Source organism: Pseudoneobacillus rhizolycopersici, from assembly GCF_054786815.1.
The window spans coordinates 108,617-130,082 of sequence record NZ_JBTOOE010000010.1 but is presented as its reverse complement, the minus strand read 5'-3'; the positions used below and the strand labels follow the sequence as shown (position 1 = coordinate 130,082).

Below are 21,466 nucleotides of genomic sequence, written 5' to 3'. Positions count from 1 at the left end.
GGCTTGTATTGTTGAAATCGGATCCGAATAAAATCAAATTAGAATTAGAATTGGGTCCAAGCACAGCCTGAGTTTTAAAATGAAAATTTTTAAGATTTAATTAGGTTTTGGAAGAGAGAAAGAGGAATTGAAGGAATAGTTAATAAAATAATTGGACACGAATTTGCTAAGAGAGCGTGTGATAGAAAGAGGAGCATGGGTCATTGCTCCTCTTTTATTTTTTGAAAATAGTTTTTTGCAACAAAATCATCAATCATTCTACAAAAATCGACAAAACTCAAGTTTGAATGATTGTATAATATAGGTAATTCGGATTACTAAATATTTTGACTTAAGACTTTAACAAAAAATAGGGGTGGTAGGGTGGATTTTGATATGAACTTACTATCTGTTTCACAATTTCTAGAGAAACATCCAGTCCTTCAGGAAAAGGTGAAATATAAAGTAAGATATTTAAATGTATTGGAGTATTTTTTGAAAAAATATGGTCATAATGATTTTTCCAATGCGATGTTAGCAAACTATAAAGTTGCTTTTCTAGGTAAAGAAGTTGACCAGTACACCTATAGCGAACAGAATATTAAAAAATTGGCAAAAGGTGTTGCGGGGGTGAAATTTAAAGGATTTAAGTTATTTACATATAGGTATTCGCTCGTTTGCGATACATTTTTTATTAACTGTTTTACTGATTCAAAAAAAGCTTCCAAAATACTTAATGAAATTAAAACGATTTTTAGTAACCGCCATCATGCAAAGTTGCAAAGCTTATTTACCATTCTTTATCAAAATCAGCCAATCATTAATGGACTAGACAAGGTAGCCTATCAAGTAGAATCTTGGAAACAAAACCAAATGCATATTAATCAAAGGCCTACCAAAATACTGATTACTGCCACTATGAGCGCGGGAAAATCAACGCTTATAAACGGGCTTGTAGGAAAAACTGTCACTCGTACCATGAATGAAGCTTGTACAGCAAAATTGCATTACGTTTATGACAAAGCATTTGAGGATGGTTTTATCTACAGTTTCGATAAGGAATTAACTTTAAATGCTAATGAAGTCACACTCTTACATGATGATAGAAATAATCATGATAGTAGAAAATATGTTTCGACTTTTTTTAGGCAATTGGTAGAAAAACAAACACGGTTATGCATTATTGATACCCCTGGTATTAATTCATCCCTAAACCAAGATCATACTAAAATTTCAATAGACACCATCATGAAAAAGGAGTATGACAAGGTTTTATACGTCGTTAATGCCGAAAATATCGGTACAACAGATGATAAAAAGTATCTTCAATATATTTGTGACAATGTTGAAGAACATAAATTGCTATTTATATTAAATAAATTGGACCGTTTTAGAATTCCGCAGGATTCAATTGAAGAAAGTATTCAAAACTTGGAGAAAGATTTAAAAAAATTGGGTATCAAGAATCCGCTTATTTGTCCTGTTTCATCCTATGCTGGGGTATTAGCTAAAAAGAAACTGAACGGGATTGAACTTGATGAAGATGAATCAGATGATTACTTATTTTTAAAGAGTAAATTTAGTAAAGAAGAATATAACCTTTCTAAATATTACTCGGCAGATATCATCAAAAAGGTTGATAAGGTCAGTGAAAATTCACCCAATGATGGGTTGTTAAAAAACTGCGGATTATTATGTTTAGAACAGATTATTTCACAGGGAGCTACTAACTAATGAGAGAGATTTTTATTAAATACAATCCTTATAAAGTAGAAACACAAGTTTTAATAGACGGTAAACCAGTAAAAGCCAATAGCGCTTTACAAGTTGACGATCAGAGAATACAAGAATGGATCGAAGACCTACCAGAAATTTTAGTAGATGAATGTAATACCAAAAGCTTTCACGTTAAATTTCATGGCACGATGTTAGATTATGAAGATTTATTATCAGTCGCAAAGGAAGCCAAGGAAAAGGGCATACAAATTTCTTGTGAGCATATTCCTGCTAAAGAAGTAAAAGACAAGGAAAAGGCGATTGATCAAATTTTCCGTGATATCCAAAATGGCCCTTTTGAGGAATTGAAACATGCAGATGTTAAGCGTGCATTCGAGATGGCATCAAGTACTGACTTTGAGGTAAACGTTGTCGCTACGATGAGTGCTGGGAAGTCTACCTTAATTAATGCCCTATTAAGGAAGAAAATGATGCCAGCAAAACAAGAAGCTTGTACCGCTACCATCACGAAAATAAAGGATCGGGATCTAGATACCTTTAGAGCGACGGCTTATGATCAAAATGGAGATATCCTTGTTGCTCATCCTGAACTTAGCTTCTCTATTATGGAAAGTTTAAATAGTAATCCTGCCGTTTCTACCGTTCAAGTCGATGGCGATATTCCATTTGTATCTTCGGATGACATTTCATTGGTTCTAGTAGATACTCCGGGACCAAACAATTCCAGAGACCCGGAGCATAAAGCAGCAACCTATCGTATGTTATCTGAGTCCTCGAAGACAGTAGTTTTATATATCTTAAACGCCACTCAATTAGCCGTAAATGATGACAATAATTTATTGAATCATGTGGCAGATAGTATGAGAGTTGGTGGGAAGCAATCGAAGGATCGGTTTATTTTTGTAGTCAATAAATTAGATGATTTTAGACAAGGTGAGGACAGCGTAGCCCACTCTATTGAAAAGGTTCGCAAATACTTAGAAGATAAGGGAATCATCAATCCTAATATTTATCCGGCCGCTGCGCTGCCAGCCTTAGATATTAGAACGTCCTTAAAGGACGTGGATTTAAAAAGCATTAATCCTTTGATGGATGACATTGATCCCAATATATTAGAAGCCATTACGAAAGTAAGAAAATTAAATCGAAATGAAGAGCTACACTTGGAACAGTATGCACCATTAATTCCGAGTATTCGCGGAGAAATTACTTCCGAATTGGCAGCTGCTAGAGAATCAAGGGACCAATATACAGAGGCACTTATTCATACAGGCATCATACCAATTGAATCAGCCATCCGTATGTATGTTGAAAAGTATGCCAAAACAGCAAAAATAAAAAATATTGTCGACACATTTTCTAAAAAGTTAGAAAGCGCCAAGTCCTTCGAGAACACCAAACAAGAAATAATCGCTAATCAAAATAAACAAAAAGAAATCTTAGAACAAATTAATGCAATCAAATCGAAGCTAAAAAGTGGACAAGAAGCGAAAAAGTTTAAGGGTATGATAGAAGCGATTAATTATGATAAGGAAATTGTGGCGATTGCGGGTTCGATACTTAAGGAAGCTCAACAAAAAATATTTGCGCAAAGTTCTAATCTTGAATCAAAGCTTACTCGTAGAGATGCAGAAAGTTTAATCCAAGTATATGTAAAGTTTTCTGAGGGGTTACAAGCAGAGGTTCAGATTAAACTTGAAAACCTTATTACCGATTATGTTGAGAAAAGTGCACAAAACCTCCTTAACCAATACAAACAAAAAATTGCCGATCTCGCCCAAGATGTAGAGGTTGGAGTGGTCGAACTAAATCCATTTGAGATTTTAGATGGGGAAATGCAGGGTATGTCCCATTTTAATAACCTAGTACAATCACTTACTAAAACAGAAAAGGTAAAAGTAGGTGAGAAATGGGTAGAGAATTCCAGTAAGGCTTGGTATAAGCCTTGGACATGGTTCCAGGAATCAGGGCACTACAAAGATGTTTATGAAAATAAAGAGTATGTAGATAGCTCAGAACTTACACAGAAATTCTTTGGACCTATACAAAAGCAGTTATTTAACAACCAAGATAACGCAGTAAAATATGCAAAATCACAAACTGCTCAAATTAAAGAAAACTTTGGAAAGAAGTTTGATGAGCTTGATAAGGTTCTTGCTAAAAAGCTTGAAGAATTGGCAGCGTATGCTACTGATAGTCAAAACGTAGAAAAAATGATTCAAGAAACAAACAGTCGTTTGGCATGGCTGGAAAATATTCAGGCTCGTACAAAGTCCATACTTGATATCTAACTAGGAGGCGCCAACCATGGCAATTTCACTCGAATTTAAACAAGCCATTAAGGATAACGATACAAGGTTAGTAAGAATAATGCTTAAGGATAATTTAGTTATTGATCCCACATTTGTAGAATTTGATCAAATGCTTTCGATGGCAGAGGAAATGAAAGATTTATATGATGAACATGATGGGGAAGTTTTGAACTATGATGTAACAAAATGGTCAAAGGACTATTTGAACGAACAAATGGTTCAGGTTGTGTTCAATTTTTCAAAGGAACGACTATCCCTACTAAAGAGTATGTCTAGACATATATTAAAAGAGCGGAAAGCAAAGATTGAAAAAGAAAGAACGGCTTCTTCACAGACTATCACAATCAGTCGAAGACAAGTAGGCACTGGTCTAGCGATTGGTGGAGTTGTTACAACGGCTGTTGGAGTAGCTGTAGCTAAACCAGTTATCATCGTTGCTGGGGTGGCAGCGGTAGTCGTTGGAGGTGTCTGTATTATGACCGATAAGGAGGGTCATAGATAACATGACGGAATTGAAAGAATACGAAAAACCATCTATGCCTGTTCCGAAATACAATCAGTTGGATATTCAGTTCCAAGATGCACTAAAAGTTGTCGATGACATTGTCTTAAAAAACTATATTAGCAAACTTAGAGATTTAGAAGTGGTTCCACTGGATGAACAAATCCTAGCTTCCAACCTTTCTGAAAATGTTAGGTTCTTTAAAATCAACGAAATGGTCTATGAAAAAGACGAATATTCTACTTATAAGTTCGCGAGTGTGTTTAATGCACTCGCGACTACGAATTGTGCCGTTTTTATCATGATTGATAGTAATGGCGAAAAAACAGATTTTTATATGGGGATCCGTTCTCTTGATTCTGAACGAACCACCAATTCACTTAAAGATACGTTGAAAAATGCCATCTCAGGTCAATTCCCAGGCATAAAGACGCAGGATTTCCTTGAGGATGATATGCATCAAGTTTTGAAAAAGATAAAAGGGACAAGTATTTCAGCTGTATCTTGCGTCGCAAATAGTAAAGATGAAGAAAATAAGGCTAATAAATCTTTTGTTCAAGGGTTAGAGAAACTAGCGCTATCGATGCAAGGTGAGCGTTATACGGGAATTATTGTGGCTAATGGGGCCACTCATGAACAGTTACTTGATACTCGTAAGAGCTATGAGAAGATCTATACCCAGTTATCACCCTTTGCGTCTTCTCAAGTTAATTATTCGAGCAACAGTACTATTAATTTATCAAAGTCTTTTACTGAAGGGATTACTACGGGAACTTACTATACAAGCAATGAGTCATCAACGTATAGTTCGAGCCACTCTTCCAGTGAATCAGTAAGTCATTCTGTGTCCCAAGAAAGTGCAGGGTCAAAGGCTACAAAAGGGCTGGCTTCTGCCGTTGGAATAGTTGGTGCGGCGCTTGCACCTGTAACCGGTGGCGCAAGTCTAGTTGTAGGTGGAGTCGTATCTGGTTCTTTAGGTTTACTAGGTACCGCAATCCAGAAAACGGAATCGGAATCAACTTCTAAAAGTACCTCGTTTAGCGAGACGGATTCTCAAACAAGGGGAGAGAGTTTTGGGAAAAATGAAAGTCGAAATGAAGGAACTACTGATACAAGAGGGTTAGCCTCTGGTACATCGCAAGCGATTACTTTAACGATACAAGATAAAACGATTGTTAACACTCTAGAACGTATTGATGTACAACTTGAGAGATTAAAAGAATTTGAAAGCCTAGGTATGTGGGAATGTGCGGCGTACTTCTTGTCAGATAACCCATATGGCGCTGAAATAGCCGCTTCCACCTATAAAGCGATTATGCGTGGTGAAAATTCTGGGGTGGAAGTATCCGCCATTAATTCGTGGGGGAAGGTAGATGGCAGTAAAACGACAAGAATTAAAGAGTATGTAACGAATTTTATCCATCCGACTTTTTCTTATCATAGCCCTGCAGGAAGTATCCAAGTTACACCTTGCACGCTTGTAAGCGGCAACGAATTAGCACTACATATGGGTTTGCCAAGAAGATCAGTATGTGGGTTCCCTGTAATTGAACATGCAGATTTTGCGAAGGAAGTAGTCAGCTATGTTGGTGTTCAACCAACTCATACCGTTAACTTAGGCAGTGTGTACAATATGGGAAGTGATAGTGGTAATCGTGTAGCTTTAAATCGAAATAGCCTATCGATGCACACGTTTATCACAGGGTCTACCGGATCGGGTAAAAGTAACACGGTTTATGAGCTACTTGATCAACTAGATGTTGTTGGAATCAAATTTTTAATAATTGAACCTGCTAAAGGTGAGTATAAAAATGTATTTGGACATCGAAGAGATGTCAAAGTCCTTGGAACAAATCCTTTACATTCTGAGCTGCTAAAAATTAATCCATTTAAATTTCCGCCATCCATTCATGTCCTGGAGCATATAGATCGCTTGATTGAAATCTTCAATGTGTGTTGGCCGATGTATGCGGCAATGCCAGCAGTCTTGAAGGATGCGGTTTTACAAGCTTACGAGGTTTGTGGTTGGAATTTAGTTGAATCCAAAAACGAAATATCGGCAGATTTATTCCCGACGTTCTTAGACCTGCAAACGGAGTTAATCAAGGTTATTAATGACTCTGCCTATTCTCAGGAATTAAAGAGTAACTATATTGGGGCATTAGCTACACGGGTTAAATCCCTTACAAATGGTTTAAATGGACAAATTTTTTCAGCTGATGAAATCGATAATGAAGTTCTATTTGATAAAAATGTGATTGTTGATTTAAGTAGAATAGGGTCTTTAGAAACAAAATCACTAATTATGGGTGTTCTGGTCATGAGACTTAATGAGCATAGAATGGCCTATACTGAAGGTATGAATCAACCTCTTAAGCATGTGACAGTATTAGAGGAAGCCCATAATATTTTGAAAAGAACTTCAAGTGAACAAAACCCAGAAGGCTCTAATATGACTGGGAAATCTGTTGAGATGCTTGCAAATGCTATTGCCGAGATGCGAACCTATGGAGAAGGATTTATTATTGCTGATCAGTCTCCAACTGCCGTTGATATGTCGGCTATTCGGAATACAAATACTAAAATTATTATGAGATTACCAGATGAAACGGACCGCCGTCTTGCAGGAAAATCAGCTGCATTAAAGGATGAACAACTCGATGAAATAGCGAAATTGCCAAAAGGAGTTGCCGTTGTTTATCAAAACGACTGGTTAGAGCCAGTTTTATGTAGAATTAATAAGTTTGATGGAGTAGAAACCCCATATAAATATGATCCTACTGTTTTATTGGGGAAAGATGACAAGCGAATTTATATAAGCGAACTACTAAAACTTTTATTGAGAGGAAGAAATATTGAACAAGTAGATGTGGATATTGAATTACTAAATAACTTATTAGCTACTTCACCACTTTCTACTAAAAACAAAATTAAAATTCATTATTTATTATCGGAATACAAGCGGGATAATGAATTATCCTTATGGAATGTAGACCACTTTGATAAATTATCTGAATTTGTGACTGAGTTACTTGATTGTGAGACATACGTTATAAATGCTATTAAAAATGCTTCTGATTTTACAATATTGACCGATTATCTGCTTGAAATGATTGAATCTAAGACGAACCAACTAACAAAGGAAACCCAATTATCTATCTGCCAATGTTTACTCAAGGATTATTCCAAACAAGGTGACGACACACTTGAAATTTATGCAGCATGGAGATCAAAAGTTGATAACGGAGGGATTCTAAGATGAATACCTTCGTGAAATTTGCAGAAATAATTTGGCAGGATGATAGTGAACTAAAAAGACTCGCAAAAGAATTACCAAACAAAACAATGGATATAAAAGAATTGGATAAACCCTTATTTAGTAGCGATGTCGGGGAGAAGAAAGAGATTCGTTCACTAACTGATGAGGAAGCCAAAGAATTAAAGGAAAAAACAGGCTGGACAGACCAACAAATTAGGACTAAATGCACGATTGACCAAGATGGAATCATCCACTATAGATGTGACAATCAGGATTTGGAGGGAAAAATCCATGAACCGTCAGGAGTTCAATATGTTAGAAAGACAATTGATGTTAACGGAGTAAAAGTCGAAGTTGTTGTTCCTGATTTTGATAGTGTTTACGATGCGGAGCTACCAGATGAACTCCTAAAAGAAGATAATCCAAAACAATTTGCTGAGTGTAATCGCCAGTTAAAAAAAGCCATTGAAAATGACACTGACCTTAATAGCAAGTTTTCTGATGAGCAGATAGAAGACATTATGGATGGAAAAACTCCAGAAGGTTATACTTGGCATCATGATGCTGAAGTTGGAAAAATGCAATTAGTTGAAACGGCCAAGCATGATCGAACTCAAGGCGGCGCAGCACATACAGGTGGTAAAGCTCTTTGGGGTGGAGGATATTAATATTTGGAGGTGTTTGGAAATGAACGAAATCATTTGGAAAAGAGTAAAACCATTAGAACCAGTAACTAGTATTGAAATTTTTGAAAGTGATCATGGGTTTACTGTACCGGAATTTCTTAAGGATTTTATCCATCAGTATAATGGTGGGCGCCCTAGTCTAGATATTACAAAAACAAAATCAGGAAGAGAAGTACAGATTAAGACATTCTTATCCTTTAACAAAAAAGACATCGAAACGGTCCATAATGTTATTGGCTATTTCAAAAAACAATTCCATGGAAATTTATTACCGTTTGCATCTGAGCCTTCTGGTGATTATTTTTGTGTGGACCTTACCAATTTATCGATAGTATATTGGGAACATGAAACAAATGAAATTCAAAAAGTTGCAGATAATTTTTATAAATTTATTAATGGTCTATACAGCTTGTAGAATTTTTAGCTAAGAACAGATGGGGCTAATGCGCCAACTAAATGAAGAAATTATAAAAGGTTACAAGGTAAAAATTAATAGAAAGCTGGGTCTCATATAATTAGCGGAAAAAAATATAAGAACAAATAGGGAGTAAAATCCCAAGTATCATGCACCATGACCTTTCATGGTGCCATTTTATTTTGGCCTTTGTTCCAGATTTTAGGTTATTGGTGCCAGGCACCATCACTTCCCAGAGGTATTATTTCGATTGAATTAACAAACATCGAACTCAAGTTTGTCTTTTGTATTTTTTTCTGAGTAACTACCTTCCATGGTGCCATCTTGATAGGTATTCCAAGGGGTTGGAAAAGAGAAGGTTCTATATGTTTAAGATAGATATAAAAAAACGGCGATTAAAACTGTTTTATAGAAATAGCGATTTTCAATCAAACGTTTGATTGAATTTACAAATTGAAAATGTAAAGGATTCTACTATATTAAGCTTAGTTAATAGAAAATTTTAAAAATTTTAGGGGAAATTGCGGAAAATGTAAAAAATTTGTAGTAAAATGTCATTGAGAGACTTTTTATTTAGGGGGGGTTACTATGATATCTTGTTATATTCACGACGAGGCTCCTTCTGTAGGAACCTGTGTAGGGTGCGGTAAATTTATTTGTCAAAATTGTAACACTGAGCTTAAAGGTAAGAATTATTGTAAAAAATGCGTTGAAGAGTTATTTGATGAGAATAAAAGGAAAATCGAAAAGCTTGAAGACGGCTCCAAAAATAATCAACCAATGGTGTTTATGAATGCCGGTGGCGGAGGGGGAGGATCAAGTTCAAGCTCAAGTTCAAGCTCGAGCTCCTCATCAAGCGACCATGGCCGAATGTACGCACCAAGCTATACTAAAAGTAAAGTAACAGCAGGAATCTTAGCCCTTATTCTTGGCGGATTAGGAATACACAAGTTTTATCTTGGTAGATGGGGATGGGGTATTATTTATCTATTATTTTGTTGGACATACATCCCAGGGATTATCGGCTTTATTGAAGGAATTATTTATCTTGTTTCCAATCCGGAAGATTTCGCTAGAAAGCATGATAAAGGATATAAAGTAAGTTATTAGTTAGATAATCTTGCATGTATAGATAGAGGAAAAAGCTTAAGGGTTAATCCTTAGTTTTTGTATGCTTAGAGGGACAAGGGGAAGGACCCCCGTCCCTATTTTATGTTGTAACGAATAGATAAGGGTCGGTCTACTAATCTAATTAATAGGCTTTTTTTTGTTTAGGTGACAGGCACCATTATTTCCCCTTAATAACAAACATCGAACTCAAGTAATTGTCTTTTGAAATTTTTTCTGAGTAACTGCCAGTTATGACAAAGGTGCCGTCTTGATTGATATGGATGTCTTTGATATGAGATTGTGCTTTTAAGAAAGTTTTCTCCCATAGGCGTTTCCCTTTTGAATCAATTTTAAATACATAGGCAATTTGAGAGTTTACTGCTTCGGCAGTGCCGGCAATGAGGTAACCCCCGTCTTTCGTTGCCTTTATCTGATAAGGGCTTCCGTCATCGTAGAACTTTGAAAACCCGGGAATATATATTTTGCTCCAAATCGTTTTGAAGTCACGGTTCATTCTTACCACTTGAAGTTGCCTCATATTGTTTCTGAGAGCTAGTACATACCCCCTAGATGGACCTTGCTCAATGGAGAAAGCTTCCCCCTGATCGCTAGCCTTCCATTTTACATCCCCTTTTAGGGAGACTTCCACTAAAGCGGTATTAGAAAAAGATTTTGCATCTGTATAGTAGAGCAAAGCCAAGATGGTATTGTCATTTACAATCATTAAATCTTCAACAAATGAAGGGTATTTTCCATTCAATTGATCCATTACCTTATTCCAGATTACTTTACCGCTATGATCGATATAGAGGATTCCTGCCGCTTCACGGTTTCCTTTTGTCTGAGTTCCGCCGATTAGATATCCATTTTTCATTAAAATAACGGTTGAATGTTTATCAAAACCCACTCCACCAAGGATTTTATGCCATTCCATATCCCCTTCTGAATTGGTTTTGATCACAATGGATTGTACACCATTCTTCGGATCATCCGCATGTCGCGTTTGGCCAACAACAATAAAGCCGCCATCTGTTGTTTCTTTTACATCAAAACCAGCCAATGCTTCAGGATGAATTTTATTCCATAGTAACTTACCATCGGAGCTAAACTTTTTCAGATATAGCATTCTCGCTGTTGTTCCACTAACTAAATATCCGCCATCTTTCGTACCTTCAATGGATTCTCCCGTTGTATGGTCCTCTTTATCCTGATAGACCCAATCTTGAACCCCAACGGCATTCGTTGATATCGATCCCATAAATACTAGAATGGAAGAAAGGATCGCAGAAAATAGTATTAATCGCTTTTTCATACACAACATCCTTTTTGTAGTTTAATTATTATTACGAACATTCAAACTAACTGACGTTTACCTATAATACTTCCATTTTAGGATAATATTGGGTATTTATCAAGGGAACCGCTCTATTGAAATAACAATTTTCAAACAAACGTTTGATTGAATTTACATTTGAAGTCTATTTGATAGGGTTAGTTGCACCACTACAAAAAGCAACATTTTTCGCGCAATATACTACTATATTATTAAACAGTTTTAAAGGATATAACAGAATAAGAGACGAACTAAAAAGAGAGAAATTGAATCATTAGGCTGGATGTGTTTAAGAAAATATTGGGAGAAAATAGGCGATTGGTGCCAGGCACCAAAAATAAAGGCACCAAAAATAAATACGCAAGGAGCAATCAATATTATGTTAATTCAGGATAAGGTTGTAGGTCTATTAGGTGGAATGGGGCCAGAGGCTACGATTGATATTTTTCAAAGAATTGTTAGAGCGACGAATGCCAAGAAGGATGGGGATCATCTTAGAATTATGGTGGATAATAATCCAAAAATTCCAAGTAGACAAGATGCTATTTTAAAAGGGACGGAAGATCCAGGGCCGATGTTAGCGGTAACTGCTCAAAACCTTGAAAAAGCGGGAGCCGATATGATCATTATTTGCGCCAATACGGCTCATCATTATTATGATGTGATTCAGGATGCGGTTAGCATAAAGGTTCTTCATATAATTGAGGAAACAGCGATTGAGATGAAACAAACCCAACCAACGATTAAAAAGGTTGGGGTCCTTGCTACGAGTGGGGCAATGAAAGTAAATGTTTTTCAAAGAAGTTTTGGAAAGTATGGTTTGGCTGTTGTCGAAATTCCAGAGTCCTTACAAGATGATATTCAGGATGCTATATTTTCTTTTAAATACAATACTTCAACAGATATGGTGGAAAAATTATTAAATGCGATAGACTATCTGATTCATAGTGGTGCAGAAGCCATCATCATGGGGTGTACCGAAATCCCACTAATATTAGGTGAACAAAACCTTTCAATCCCAATATTTGATCCAAACGAAATTATTGCAAATGTTGCGGTGAGATTGGCTAAGAACGTTTGATGCATGAGGGGCTTGCGCCTCATTTCTAGTAGTGGAAGCGGAAGTCATCCTAGATTCTACTTTAGTTACAGCTGATAACGTTGATAATGTTAAAACAAAATAATTTCGCAGCTTTCGAGGAGGTTCACATCATGTCAAAAATGGTTGTCGTCGGCAGTTATGTCGTGGACTTAATGAGCCGTACACCACATCTCCCGAAACCAGGCGAAACCGTTCTTGGGGGTCCATTTAAAATGGGCCCTGGAGGTAAGGGAGGAAATCAAGCAACGGCTGCGGCTCGTTGTGGATCCGAGGTCACGTTCCTCACCAAGGTCGGGGACGATTTATTCGGTAAGGCTGCCTTGGATCATTTTCGGGAAGAAAAGTTTCATACAAACTATGTAAAGGTTGACGCCAACGAGGCAACTGGTATCGCTCTTATTTCCGTTGATGATCAGAGCGAAAATTCAATTGTCGTTGCATTAGGCGCATGCGGTACGATCACCGAGGCGGATGTGTTGGAGGCAGAGGAGCGCTTTAAGGAAGCGGATATTGTTTTGCTACAGTTAGAAACTAGTGTCGAAGCCGTTGTCACTTCGGTTGAACTGGCCGCAAAACATCAAGTGCCTGTGGTTTTAAACCCAGCACCTTATCAGCCGTTCCCGGTTGAAATCTTGCAACATGTTCATTACATTACCCCAAATGAAACGGAAGCCTCCTTATTGAGTGGGGTTGCCGTGAATGACGAGGCTTCTGCATTAGAAGCAGCTAAGCGAATTTACGAAATGGGTGTCGGTACGGTTATCATCACGTTGGGAAGTCAAGGTGCTTACTAATATCATGGTGGCGAGACGGGAGAGCTTGTCCGTGGTTTCCGCGTTGAGGCGGTCGATACGACAGGTGCCGGCGATGCCTTTAACGGCGGCTTTGCCCATGCGATAAGCAATGGTAAGTCGGTTGAAGACGCAATGGCCTTTGCCAACGGAGTAGCAGCCCTATCTGTTACGAAAATTGGAACCGCGCCAGCGATGCCGTACTTACATGAAGTGGAAGAGTTTTTGAAGTTGGTTGAGCAATAGCAAAATGAATTGGGGTTTATAGTCAAAAATACTTCATTCCGAAAATGGGATGGGGTATTTTTGATTCGATGCCTATTTACGTTTTGCGGAACTCGGGGACGGTTCTCGCGTTTCATTCGGCTTATTTGTCCTTGAATAGCCGCCAGTTGGAGTCTTTTGGAATAAGAACGTTTCGATTAGAGGGTATTGCTGCCCTCGTTATAAGTAATAGGATTTCTCGGGCACAACAAGAAGAAAACTTTGCTCCGTTATGTTGAAGGGATAGCTCCGCGGTGAATTCCGTTGCTAAAAGATGTCATTTCCGCGCCAAAATGAAGGAAATTTGTTGTTTTTGGGTTGGTTTTGCTAAAAAATTGCTAGTTTTAGAGAGTTTTGCGTAGTTTGAGTGAATAATAGGATAGTTTTATATCCAACTTTTATCATATATGCCCAACTTTCACGGTTTATGCCCAACTAAAAAAATATATGCCCGACTTTTAAAGACTTATTTCCAACTTTTTAAATATATGCCCAACTTTTGAACACTTATTTCCAACCTTTTGAATATATGCCCAACTTTTCAAACATATGCCCAACTTCCACGGTTTATGCCCAACTTTCCCAATGGCCGGGTGATTGGTGAAACATGAGAAGCGTTCCCACGCTTCAAAATAAAAAAAGTAGAGAGTCTCTATTGAAAACGGTTTCATGTGGATTTATAATAGATTCATTGAAACGTTTCAATTGAGTAGGAGATTTTTTTGGTCTTTTATTGAAACGTTTCAAAAAAAGCGTAATCCATTTTTGAAACGTTTCAATAAAAGGAGGGTAGTAGTGGTAACTTTAAAAGATGTGGCGAAACGTGCTGGAGTTAGTGTTTCAACCGCGTCCTATTCATTAAACGGTAGCAACCTAATTACGGATGAAACGAAGCAAAAGGTCCTAGATGCAGTAAAAGAAATCGGTTATCGTCCCAATGGGTTAGCTAAAAATCTTAAAGAAAAGAAAACAAATATTATCGGTTTGTTCTTAAGTGGTTTTACCGGGCCATTTTTTTCAGAAATGGTTGAGGGGATTCAGGATGAAGTTATTCAAAATGGTTTTGAGCTAGTCGTTTGTGCGTCGGTGGACAAACATCGATTGCTGATTGAACGCTATGTCGATGGAGCGATTATCTTAAACTATCATATGGAGGATGAATTGCTCGAGTTTGTGGCAGATGAAAAGCTGCCTTGTGTCGTCATGGATCGGGAATTACAGAGCCCATTCATCAAGAATGTCCTCTTACCAAATGAAAGTGGTTCGGCGCATGCAGTCAATTATCTTCTCCAAAAAGGGCACAAACGGCTTGGGTTTATCGCAGGCTCCCATCAATCCTATGACGGTGAAGCGAGACTAAGAGGATTCTTAAAAGAACTCAAGAGACACCAAATCCACTTCATAGAAGAAGATTTGCTAAGGGCTGATTTTACAGAAGTTAGCGGCTATTTGCAAATGAGTCAATACTTGGAAACGAAAACCCCTAATGCAAATCTACCGAGTGCCTTTGTATGCGCAAACGATGAGATGGCGATGGGAGCGATTCGAGCCGTAAAAGAAAAACAACTGAAGGTGCCGGAAGACATCGCGATTGTTGGATTTGACGATATTTCTGTCGCGCAATATTTTAACCCATCACTCACAACCATTAAAGTGCCGAGAAAGGATTGGGGCACTGCCGCTGCCAAAACCTTGCTTCAGATGCTGGATAAGCAGCTTGACTACGAGCCGGAACCGCTCACAATCCAAATGATGACGAGGGCTTCCGGTTAAGCCAACACTAAAAAAATATTAAGGGAGAGTCATATATGAAAAAGATTTTATCCATTTTCACTTTATTCGTTCTCGTTTTCGCTCTGGCTGCTTGTACAAATACTAAAGACACAAGCAAAGAGACAGACAAAAATAAAGACAATGACAAGCAAGAGCAAGAATTAGAGCCAGTCACATTATCGTATGCGCATTGGAATTTAGGAACAGAAGAGGAAAATAATTTAGAACGCCTGATGTTAGCGGCTTTCAAAGATAAATATCCACATATCACGATTGAGCTTAATGAAACGGTGAATACTTCCGATTGGAACGGGACATTGGCAACAGCAGCAAGTGCAGGCGATATGCCGGATGTGTTTGCTTTGCCACAAATTCCGTTAGCATTATCCAATGATTGGTTATTAGATGCAACTGACCTTGCTGCTAATGATGCAGATTTTGCGACGATTCCAGAAGCGGTAAGAGACTCTGCTACTTATAATGGTAAATTATTCGCGATTCCTTCGGCGCAACATTTCTTAGGTTATTTTGTTAATAAAGATGTTTTCAATGCAGCGAACTTAGATTATCCGGAGTTTGGAACATCTCTTGAAGATTTTGTTACCGGTGTTAAAACGGTTACAAACGTGAACAACGGTGTTGTAGGTTTAAATCATCCATTCTCAGTGGTGGACTGGTACCCAGCTGCTGCAAACCATGACATGGGTTGGTACACGCTAAAAGATGGTCACTACGCATTAGACAGTAAAGAATTTATCAATGCTGTAAACCAAGCGAAAGAATTTGCAACAAACGGATATTCGTACGATACGCTTTCAGATGAGCAAAAAGCAAAGTTTAAAGGTGAAGACGGTGAGCAAGCTTGGGTACAAGGTGGAATTGCCCTGAAGTGGGACGGCTCTTGGGCTGCGACCAATGTCAGTGAAAACGCTACATTTGATTGGGATTTCATTGGTATTCCAGGTGGAGTTACGGCAGTAGCCAATGACTTTGTCGGAATTTCGAAAACAACGGAACATCCTGAAGAAGCCTATCTTTTTGCAAAATGGATGTCTTTCGGTAAAGAAGGATTCATGAAGCGGATGGAAATCGCTGAAGCTGAAGGGAAAGTATTAAATACATTACCAATCAATACCGACCAAGAAGTTCTTGATAAGTTCTTCGAAATCCTTGATGTGCCTGGAATTCGCCTTGCTTATGAAAATCTTGATAAAGCGATTATCGAACCGGTTAAAATGGTTCCTGGCTATGTTGATGTACGTTGGACTGCTCTAACAGGAGTCAAAACAAACGATGCAGACAATGCCAATACTAGTCAATTAGTCGACGCCTTTATTAAAGGTCAATTAAAAGTAGAAGATTATTCGAAGCAGCTGAATGAATTAGCAGAAAAAATCACGGTTGAAGCACAAGAAGCGATCAAAAATAAGTAGTTTTGTTTCTAGGAGGTAGATAGTATGAAGTCTCGAATATTTGCTAACATGATGATCTTGCTTTTCTTCATCTTTTCACAAGGGGTTGCCTCTGTCACTGCCTCTGCGGAGAATGCTAACCGTGAGAAGATGTCTGCTGAAAACGTCATCGAAGATCGCTATCATACCGTCCTTAGAACATGGGAAAGAGAAGGAGTGAAGGACGCCTCGAATGTTGAGGTGTCCTCAAATTCCCTCGTTTCTGCTAATCAGCAAGATTTATGGCCTGCTGCCAAAAGTAAAGGTTACGGGGATAGTGTTTTCTATTGGCATAATCAACAAGCGGTTTCCTATGAGGTGGAAGTTCCAATGGAAGGTCTGTACGAACTTTCATTCGACTATTATCCATTAAGTAAAGAGGTTATTCCAATAGAGGGTTCAATCCAAGTAAACGGGGAGTTTCCCTTTTATGAAAGTAGGCGGATCGTCTTTCCAATTGTTTGGAAAAATGAGACCGATACATTTGAAAAAGATCGCTTTGGCAATGAAATCATTCCTAAACAGGTCACTGTGATTCAATGGAGCCAAATAAAAGCGGAAGATGCGAGCCATTTGCAGCCAACTCCTTTAAAATACCGTCTGAAAAAAGGGAAAAACACAATCGAATTAGCGAATTTACGCGGCGAGATGTTAGTCGGCAAGCTAGTGGTAACTTCCACCACCAATTGGCCAACGTACCAAGAGTATCGCCAAGCCCACGATAAAGGAACGAAGGTCAATCTAATCGAAAGCTTTGAAGCGGAGGCTGGTTATACGAAAAATAGCTCGTTCGTTCGGCCTTTTGCGTCTACAGACGCTTCTGCCGTCCCAAGTGACCCGAAATATTTATTGTTAAATGCGTTAGGGGGCGAATCTTGGGGGACGAGTGGGCAAAAGGTGACTTGGAACGTAAACGTCGAACAGGACGGCTTGTATCAGTTAACGTTAAAGGTCCAACAGAATAAGTCGACTGGGGCTCCAGTTTTTCGCAAAGTCTATATTGATGGCAAGATTCCCTTTGCCGAAGTGGCACCCTATACGTTTGAATTTGATAAAAGATGGGCGAATGTGACCTTGGCTGCTGAGAACGGCGAGCCATTCCTGTTCTACTTGTCAAAGGGTGAGCACAGCATCGGCCTAGAAGCGGATGCTTCACCGATCGAAAGAACGGTTAACACCACCAATGATGTAATGAGGGAAATTGAGGAATTATCCCTTTCGATAAAAAAATTAACCGGGAACCAAACAGACCGTTCGCGCGGCTGGAAAATCTCTGAGTTCATTCCCGATATTGAAAAGCGAGTGTCCAGGTGGGCGGATGTTCTCCTTAAAGAAGAGCAATATTTAAAGGGCTTAAGTCAATCGAAGCAATCTTCGAGTGAGATGGTCTCGCTTCAGTTAGCGGCCCAAAAACTAAGGAAATTAAGTGAGAAACCGGATGAGATTCCGAATCGATTGACCGAGCTTTCCGAGGGCTCCTCATCGGTTGCCCAGTTACTCGGGAATCTATTAGTAGATTTACCGAAGCAGCCACTGCTCGTCGATCGGTTTTATCTACATGGTGACCAGGAACCACCTGCGGCAACGATTGGTATTTTAGGGAAAGTATGGCATAGTCTGAAACGGTTTGTGCTTTCCTTTACTTCGGGAGATTATTCGGTTGCAAGTACCAAGGGTGATACGATTGAGGTTTGGGTGAACCGTCCGCGGCAATATGTCGAAGTTATTCAAAATCTGGCCGACCGGACCTTTACACCGGAGACGGGGATTGTCGTCAAGTTTTCGCTGATGCCCGATGAATCTAAATTAGTGTTAGCAAGTGCTGCCGGGAAGCAGCCGGATGTCGCATTGGGAATTAGTAACTGGCTACCATACGAGTTATCGATTCGTGGGGCAGCCGTTGATTTGCATCAGTTTGATGATTTTGAGTCATACAGCAAACAGTTTTCGCCTGGGGCTTTTTTACCGTTAATGATTGAGGATTCGGTTTATGCTTTACCGGAAACCCAGGATTTTTATGTTCAGTTTTATCGGAAAGATATTTTAAATGCATTACATCTGCCAGTGCCTGACACCTGGGATGATGTCATTAGTATCTTGCCGGAGCTACAGCGATTCGGGATGAATTATTATACGCCAATTTCAGGGGCGACCGCCTTTAAACCATTCCAAACAACGGCTCCATTTATCTACCAATTCAATGGGGACTTATATGAACCGGATGGGATGAAAACGGCGATTGGAACGGAAGCAGCCCTTAAGGGGATTCAATTCATGGCCGATCTGAATACCATTTACAGCCTTCCACTACAGGTGCCGAATTTCTACAATCATTTCCGATATTCGACGTTGCCTATTGGTGTATCGAGCTTTGCTACCTATGTTCAATTAACGGCTGCCGCTCCGGAGATTGCCGGATGGTGGGAAATTACACCGCAGCCGGGGATCAAGCAGGCTGATGGTTCAGTAGAACGTTGGGCGACAGGTTCGGGGCAAGCGGGAATGATTTTTAAAGGGACGAAGGACAAGCAGAAATCATGGGAGCTCTTAAAATGGTGGATGCAAACGGAGACACAGTCGGAATTTGCCAATAGCTTGCAAACTTTGTATGGTCCGGAATATATGTGGAATACCGCCAACCTGGAGGCATTTCGCCAGTTGCCGTGGCCGGAAGAACATAAACAGGCGATTTTAGAGCAATGGGAGTTTTTGAAGGAAGTTCCGAAGACACCGGGCTCCTATATGGTCGAACGTGAGCTAAGTAATATCTGGAATCGAGTCGTATTTGACGGTGAAAATCCAAGGTCGGCGGTGGATGACTCGATCATTGCGATCGATCGAGAAATGAAACGGAAAATGGAGGAATTTGGTTATATGAAAAATGGTCAAATGGTCAAGCCTTATCCGATTCCTACCATTGACCAAGTAAAGAGTTGGGCAGGCGATGAAGATGAAAAATAAGCAGCGAGATTATGGTCATTGGGTATTCTTAAGCCCTTATATTCTCTTTTTTACTGCATTTATTATTATTCCTGTTAGTGCAGCGATGCTGTTGTCCTTCACCTATTTTAATGCGATTGAGGCGCCGAGGTTTACCGGTTTAAACAATTATGTCAGTTTACTGACCCAGGACCAGGTGTTTATGCAGAAGGTTTTACCAAATACATTGACCTTTGCCTTGATCGTCGGTCCAGGGGGCTATATTCTTTCGTTCATTCTTGCTTGGGCCCTTGCACAAGTCCCGAGCAAGATGAGAACGGTCTTAGCGCTGATTATCTATTCTCCGTCGATGACAGCCGGTGTCGCAATGGCGGTTGTCTGGACGATTATCTTTAGTGGTGACCAAACGGGGTATTTAAATAGTTTATTGATTTCCATGGGGGTATTATTTGAGCCGATTCAATGGTTACAATCCCCGGAATATCTGATGAAAATTATGATCTTTGTGACGCTTTGGGGAAGTATGGGTGTTGGATTTTTGGCGATGCTGTCAGGGGTTCTGAATATCAATCCGGAGATCTATGAAGCCGGTTATATTGATGGAATTAAGAATCGTTTTCAAGAGGTGATTTACATTACCATTCCTTCCATGAAACCGCAAATGCTGTTCGGTGCTGTCATGGCCGTTGTTGGAACGTTTCAGGCAGGTGCCATTGGGGTTGCCCTTTCAGGGGCGAATCCGACACCACAATATGCAGGACAATTAATGGTCAACCACTTAGAGGACTTTGGCTTTATCCGCTATGAAATGGGATATGCCGCAGCGATCTCCGTTGTGCTCTTACTTGTCGTGTATGCATTTTCAAAAGTTGCCTGGAAACTGTTTGGTGAAAAAGATTAACAACGAAGGAGTGATTTGGATGTCAGCCTTTCAGGGAACAAAAATGAATCCAGCCAAGTTTCATAAAAGCCAAATAAAGTTTCTTGTCTTTTTAATTCCGTTGGCGATTTTTATGGCGTTGCCGATTATTTTTATTGTTTTCCATGCCTTTAAACCGATTGATGAGCTATTTGCTTATCCACCAAGGTTTTTCGTGGAAAAACCGACCTGGCAAAACTTTGCCGACCTGTTTGGACAAGCGAATGCCACGGGAATTCCGATGACACGTTATTTATTTAACAGTATTGTCATTACGCTGTTGGTCGTTTTTTTCACGGTCTTGATCAGTACGATGGCCGGATACGCTTTATCAAAGAAAACGTTCAAAATGAAAAAGACGATCTTTGAGATTAATACGATTGCTTTAATGTTCGTACCGGCGGCGGTAGCGATTCCGAGATACTTATTAATCGAGGAGTTAGGGTTGATTAATAACTTTCTTGTTCACATTGTTCCATTATTGGCGATGCCAATCGGTTTATTTTTGGTCAAGCAGTTCATTGATCAAATACCCGATGAGTTGATTGAGGCAGCTAAATTAGACGGTGCCTCGGATTTTCAAATTTTCACAAAAATTATTATCCCGCTGATTAAGCCAGCCATTGCCACCGTTGCCATTCTAAGCTTTCAAATGGTTTGGAATAGTACAGAAAGTTCGACCTTGTATGTGAACGATGAAGGGTTAAAAACGTTTGCCTTTTATATGTCGACTTTGACTTCGCAAGCAGGAAACAGCGTTGCTGGTCAAGGGATGGCAGCTGCTGCCTCCCTGATCATGTTTGTACCAAATTTAATCATTTTTATCTTCCTGCAAAGTCAGGTCATGAATACAATGGCCCATTCAGGAATCAAGTAAAAGAGAGGGGGGAGGG

At 39.2% G+C, this 21,466-nt stretch carries 14 protein-coding genes and 1 pseudogene; 14 read left to right on the top strand and 1 reads right to left on the bottom strand.

Annotation, left to right across the window (positions count from 1 at the left end; translation table 11 throughout):
• Positions 1-363 precede the first annotated feature (363 nt).
• The 7 genes from ACX9YW_RS12475 (at position 364) to ACX9YW_RS12445 (ending at position 10,000) form a co-directional block, all read left to right on the top strand.
• Positions 364-1,713, top strand: a complete 1,350-nt coding sequence (locus tag ACX9YW_RS12475) for a dynamin family protein (RefSeq protein WP_460346788.1) — start codon at positions 364-366, stop codon at positions 1,711-1,713.
• Positions 1,713-4,007 carry a dynamin family protein gene (locus ACX9YW_RS12470; RefSeq protein WP_460346786.1) on the top strand — a complete coding sequence of 765 codons (2,295 nt, stop codon included), beginning with the start codon at positions 1,713-1,715 and terminating at the stop codon, positions 4,005-4,007. Before ACX9YW_RS12475 ends, ACX9YW_RS12470 begins: the two co-directional genes overlap by 1 nt.
• Before the next feature lie 16 nt (positions 4,008-4,023).
• Positions 4,024-4,530, top strand: a complete 507-nt coding sequence (locus ACX9YW_RS12465) for a hypothetical protein (protein ID WP_460346784.1) — start codon at positions 4,024-4,026, stop codon at positions 4,528-4,530.
• Position 4,531: 1 nt separating this feature from the next.
• On the top strand, positions 4,532-7,792 hold the full coding sequence (locus ACX9YW_RS12460) for an ATP-binding protein (RefSeq protein ID WP_460346782.1): 3,261 nt from the start codon (positions 4,532-4,534) through the stop codon (positions 7,790-7,792).
• Positions 7,789-8,457, top strand: coding sequence for an HNH endonuclease (locus ACX9YW_RS12455; RefSeq protein ID WP_460346780.1), 669 nt, complete (start codon positions 7,789-7,791; stop codon positions 8,455-8,457). The genes ACX9YW_RS12460 and ACX9YW_RS12455 overlap by 4 nt, the downstream gene beginning before the upstream one ends.
• Positions 8,458-8,476: 19 nt before the next feature.
• Positions 8,477-8,890, top strand: coding sequence for an SMI1/KNR4 family protein (locus ACX9YW_RS12450; RefSeq protein ID WP_460346778.1), 414 nt, complete (start codon positions 8,477-8,479; stop codon positions 8,888-8,890).
• Between the two features lie 870 nt (positions 8,891-9,760).
• The gene (locus tag ACX9YW_RS12445) at positions 9,761-10,000 is read left to right on the top strand and encodes a TM2 domain-containing protein (RefSeq protein WP_460346834.1); all 240 of its coding nucleotides are present in this window, start codon (positions 9,761-9,763) and stop codon (positions 9,998-10,000) included.
• Positions 10,001-10,178: 178 nt separating this feature from the next.
• Here ACX9YW_RS12445 and ACX9YW_RS12440 read toward each other — a convergent pair whose 3' ends face one another.
• Positions 10,179-11,312, bottom strand: a complete 1,134-nt coding sequence (locus tag ACX9YW_RS12440) for a hypothetical protein (RefSeq protein ID WP_460346776.1) — start codon at positions 11,310-11,312, stop codon at positions 10,179-10,181.
• A gap of 400 nt (positions 11,313-11,712) precedes the next feature.
• Here ACX9YW_RS12440 and cuyB point away from each other — a divergent pair, with 400 nt between their 5' ends.
• The 7 genes and pseudogenes from cuyB to ACX9YW_RS12405 all read left to right on the top strand — a co-directional run bounded on the left by cuyB (position 11,713) and on the right by ACX9YW_RS12405 (position 21,450).
• On the top strand, positions 11,713-12,414 hold the full coding sequence (cuyB, locus tag ACX9YW_RS12435) for a cysteate racemase (protein ID WP_460346774.1): 702 nt from the start codon (positions 11,713-11,715) through the stop codon (positions 12,412-12,414).
• 86 nt (positions 12,415-12,500) lie between these two features.
• Positions 12,501-13,472, top strand: a pseudogene (rbsK, locus tag ACX9YW_RS12430) (ribokinase).
• Between the two features lie 813 nt (positions 13,473-14,285).
• On the top strand, positions 14,286-15,263 hold the full coding sequence (locus tag ACX9YW_RS12425) for a LacI family DNA-binding transcriptional regulator (RefSeq protein WP_460346772.1): 978 nt from the start codon (positions 14,286-14,288) through the stop codon (positions 15,261-15,263).
• Positions 15,264-15,298: 35 nt separating this feature from the next.
• The gene (locus ACX9YW_RS12420; RefSeq protein ID WP_460346770.1) at positions 15,299-16,696 is read left to right on the top strand and encodes an ABC transporter substrate-binding protein; all 1,398 of its coding nucleotides are present in this window, start codon (positions 15,299-15,301) and stop codon (positions 16,694-16,696) included.
• A gap of 24 nt (positions 16,697-16,720) precedes the next feature.
• Positions 16,721-19,675: an extracellular solute-binding protein gene (locus ACX9YW_RS12415; RefSeq protein ID WP_460346768.1), complete on the top strand. Its 2,955-nt coding sequence runs from the start codon at positions 16,721-16,723 to the stop codon at positions 19,673-19,675.
• A complete protein-coding gene (locus tag ACX9YW_RS12410) occupies positions 19,665-20,555 on the top strand; it encodes a carbohydrate ABC transporter permease (RefSeq protein WP_460346766.1) in 891 nt (296 codons plus the stop codon). Before ACX9YW_RS12415 ends, ACX9YW_RS12410 begins: the two co-directional genes overlap by 11 nt.
• 19 nt (positions 20,556-20,574) lie before the next feature.
• Positions 20,575-21,450 carry a carbohydrate ABC transporter permease gene (locus ACX9YW_RS12405; RefSeq protein ID WP_460346764.1) on the top strand — a complete coding sequence of 292 codons (876 nt, stop codon included), beginning with the start codon at positions 20,575-20,577 and terminating at the stop codon, positions 21,448-21,450.
• Positions 21,451-21,466 lie beyond the last annotated feature (16 nt).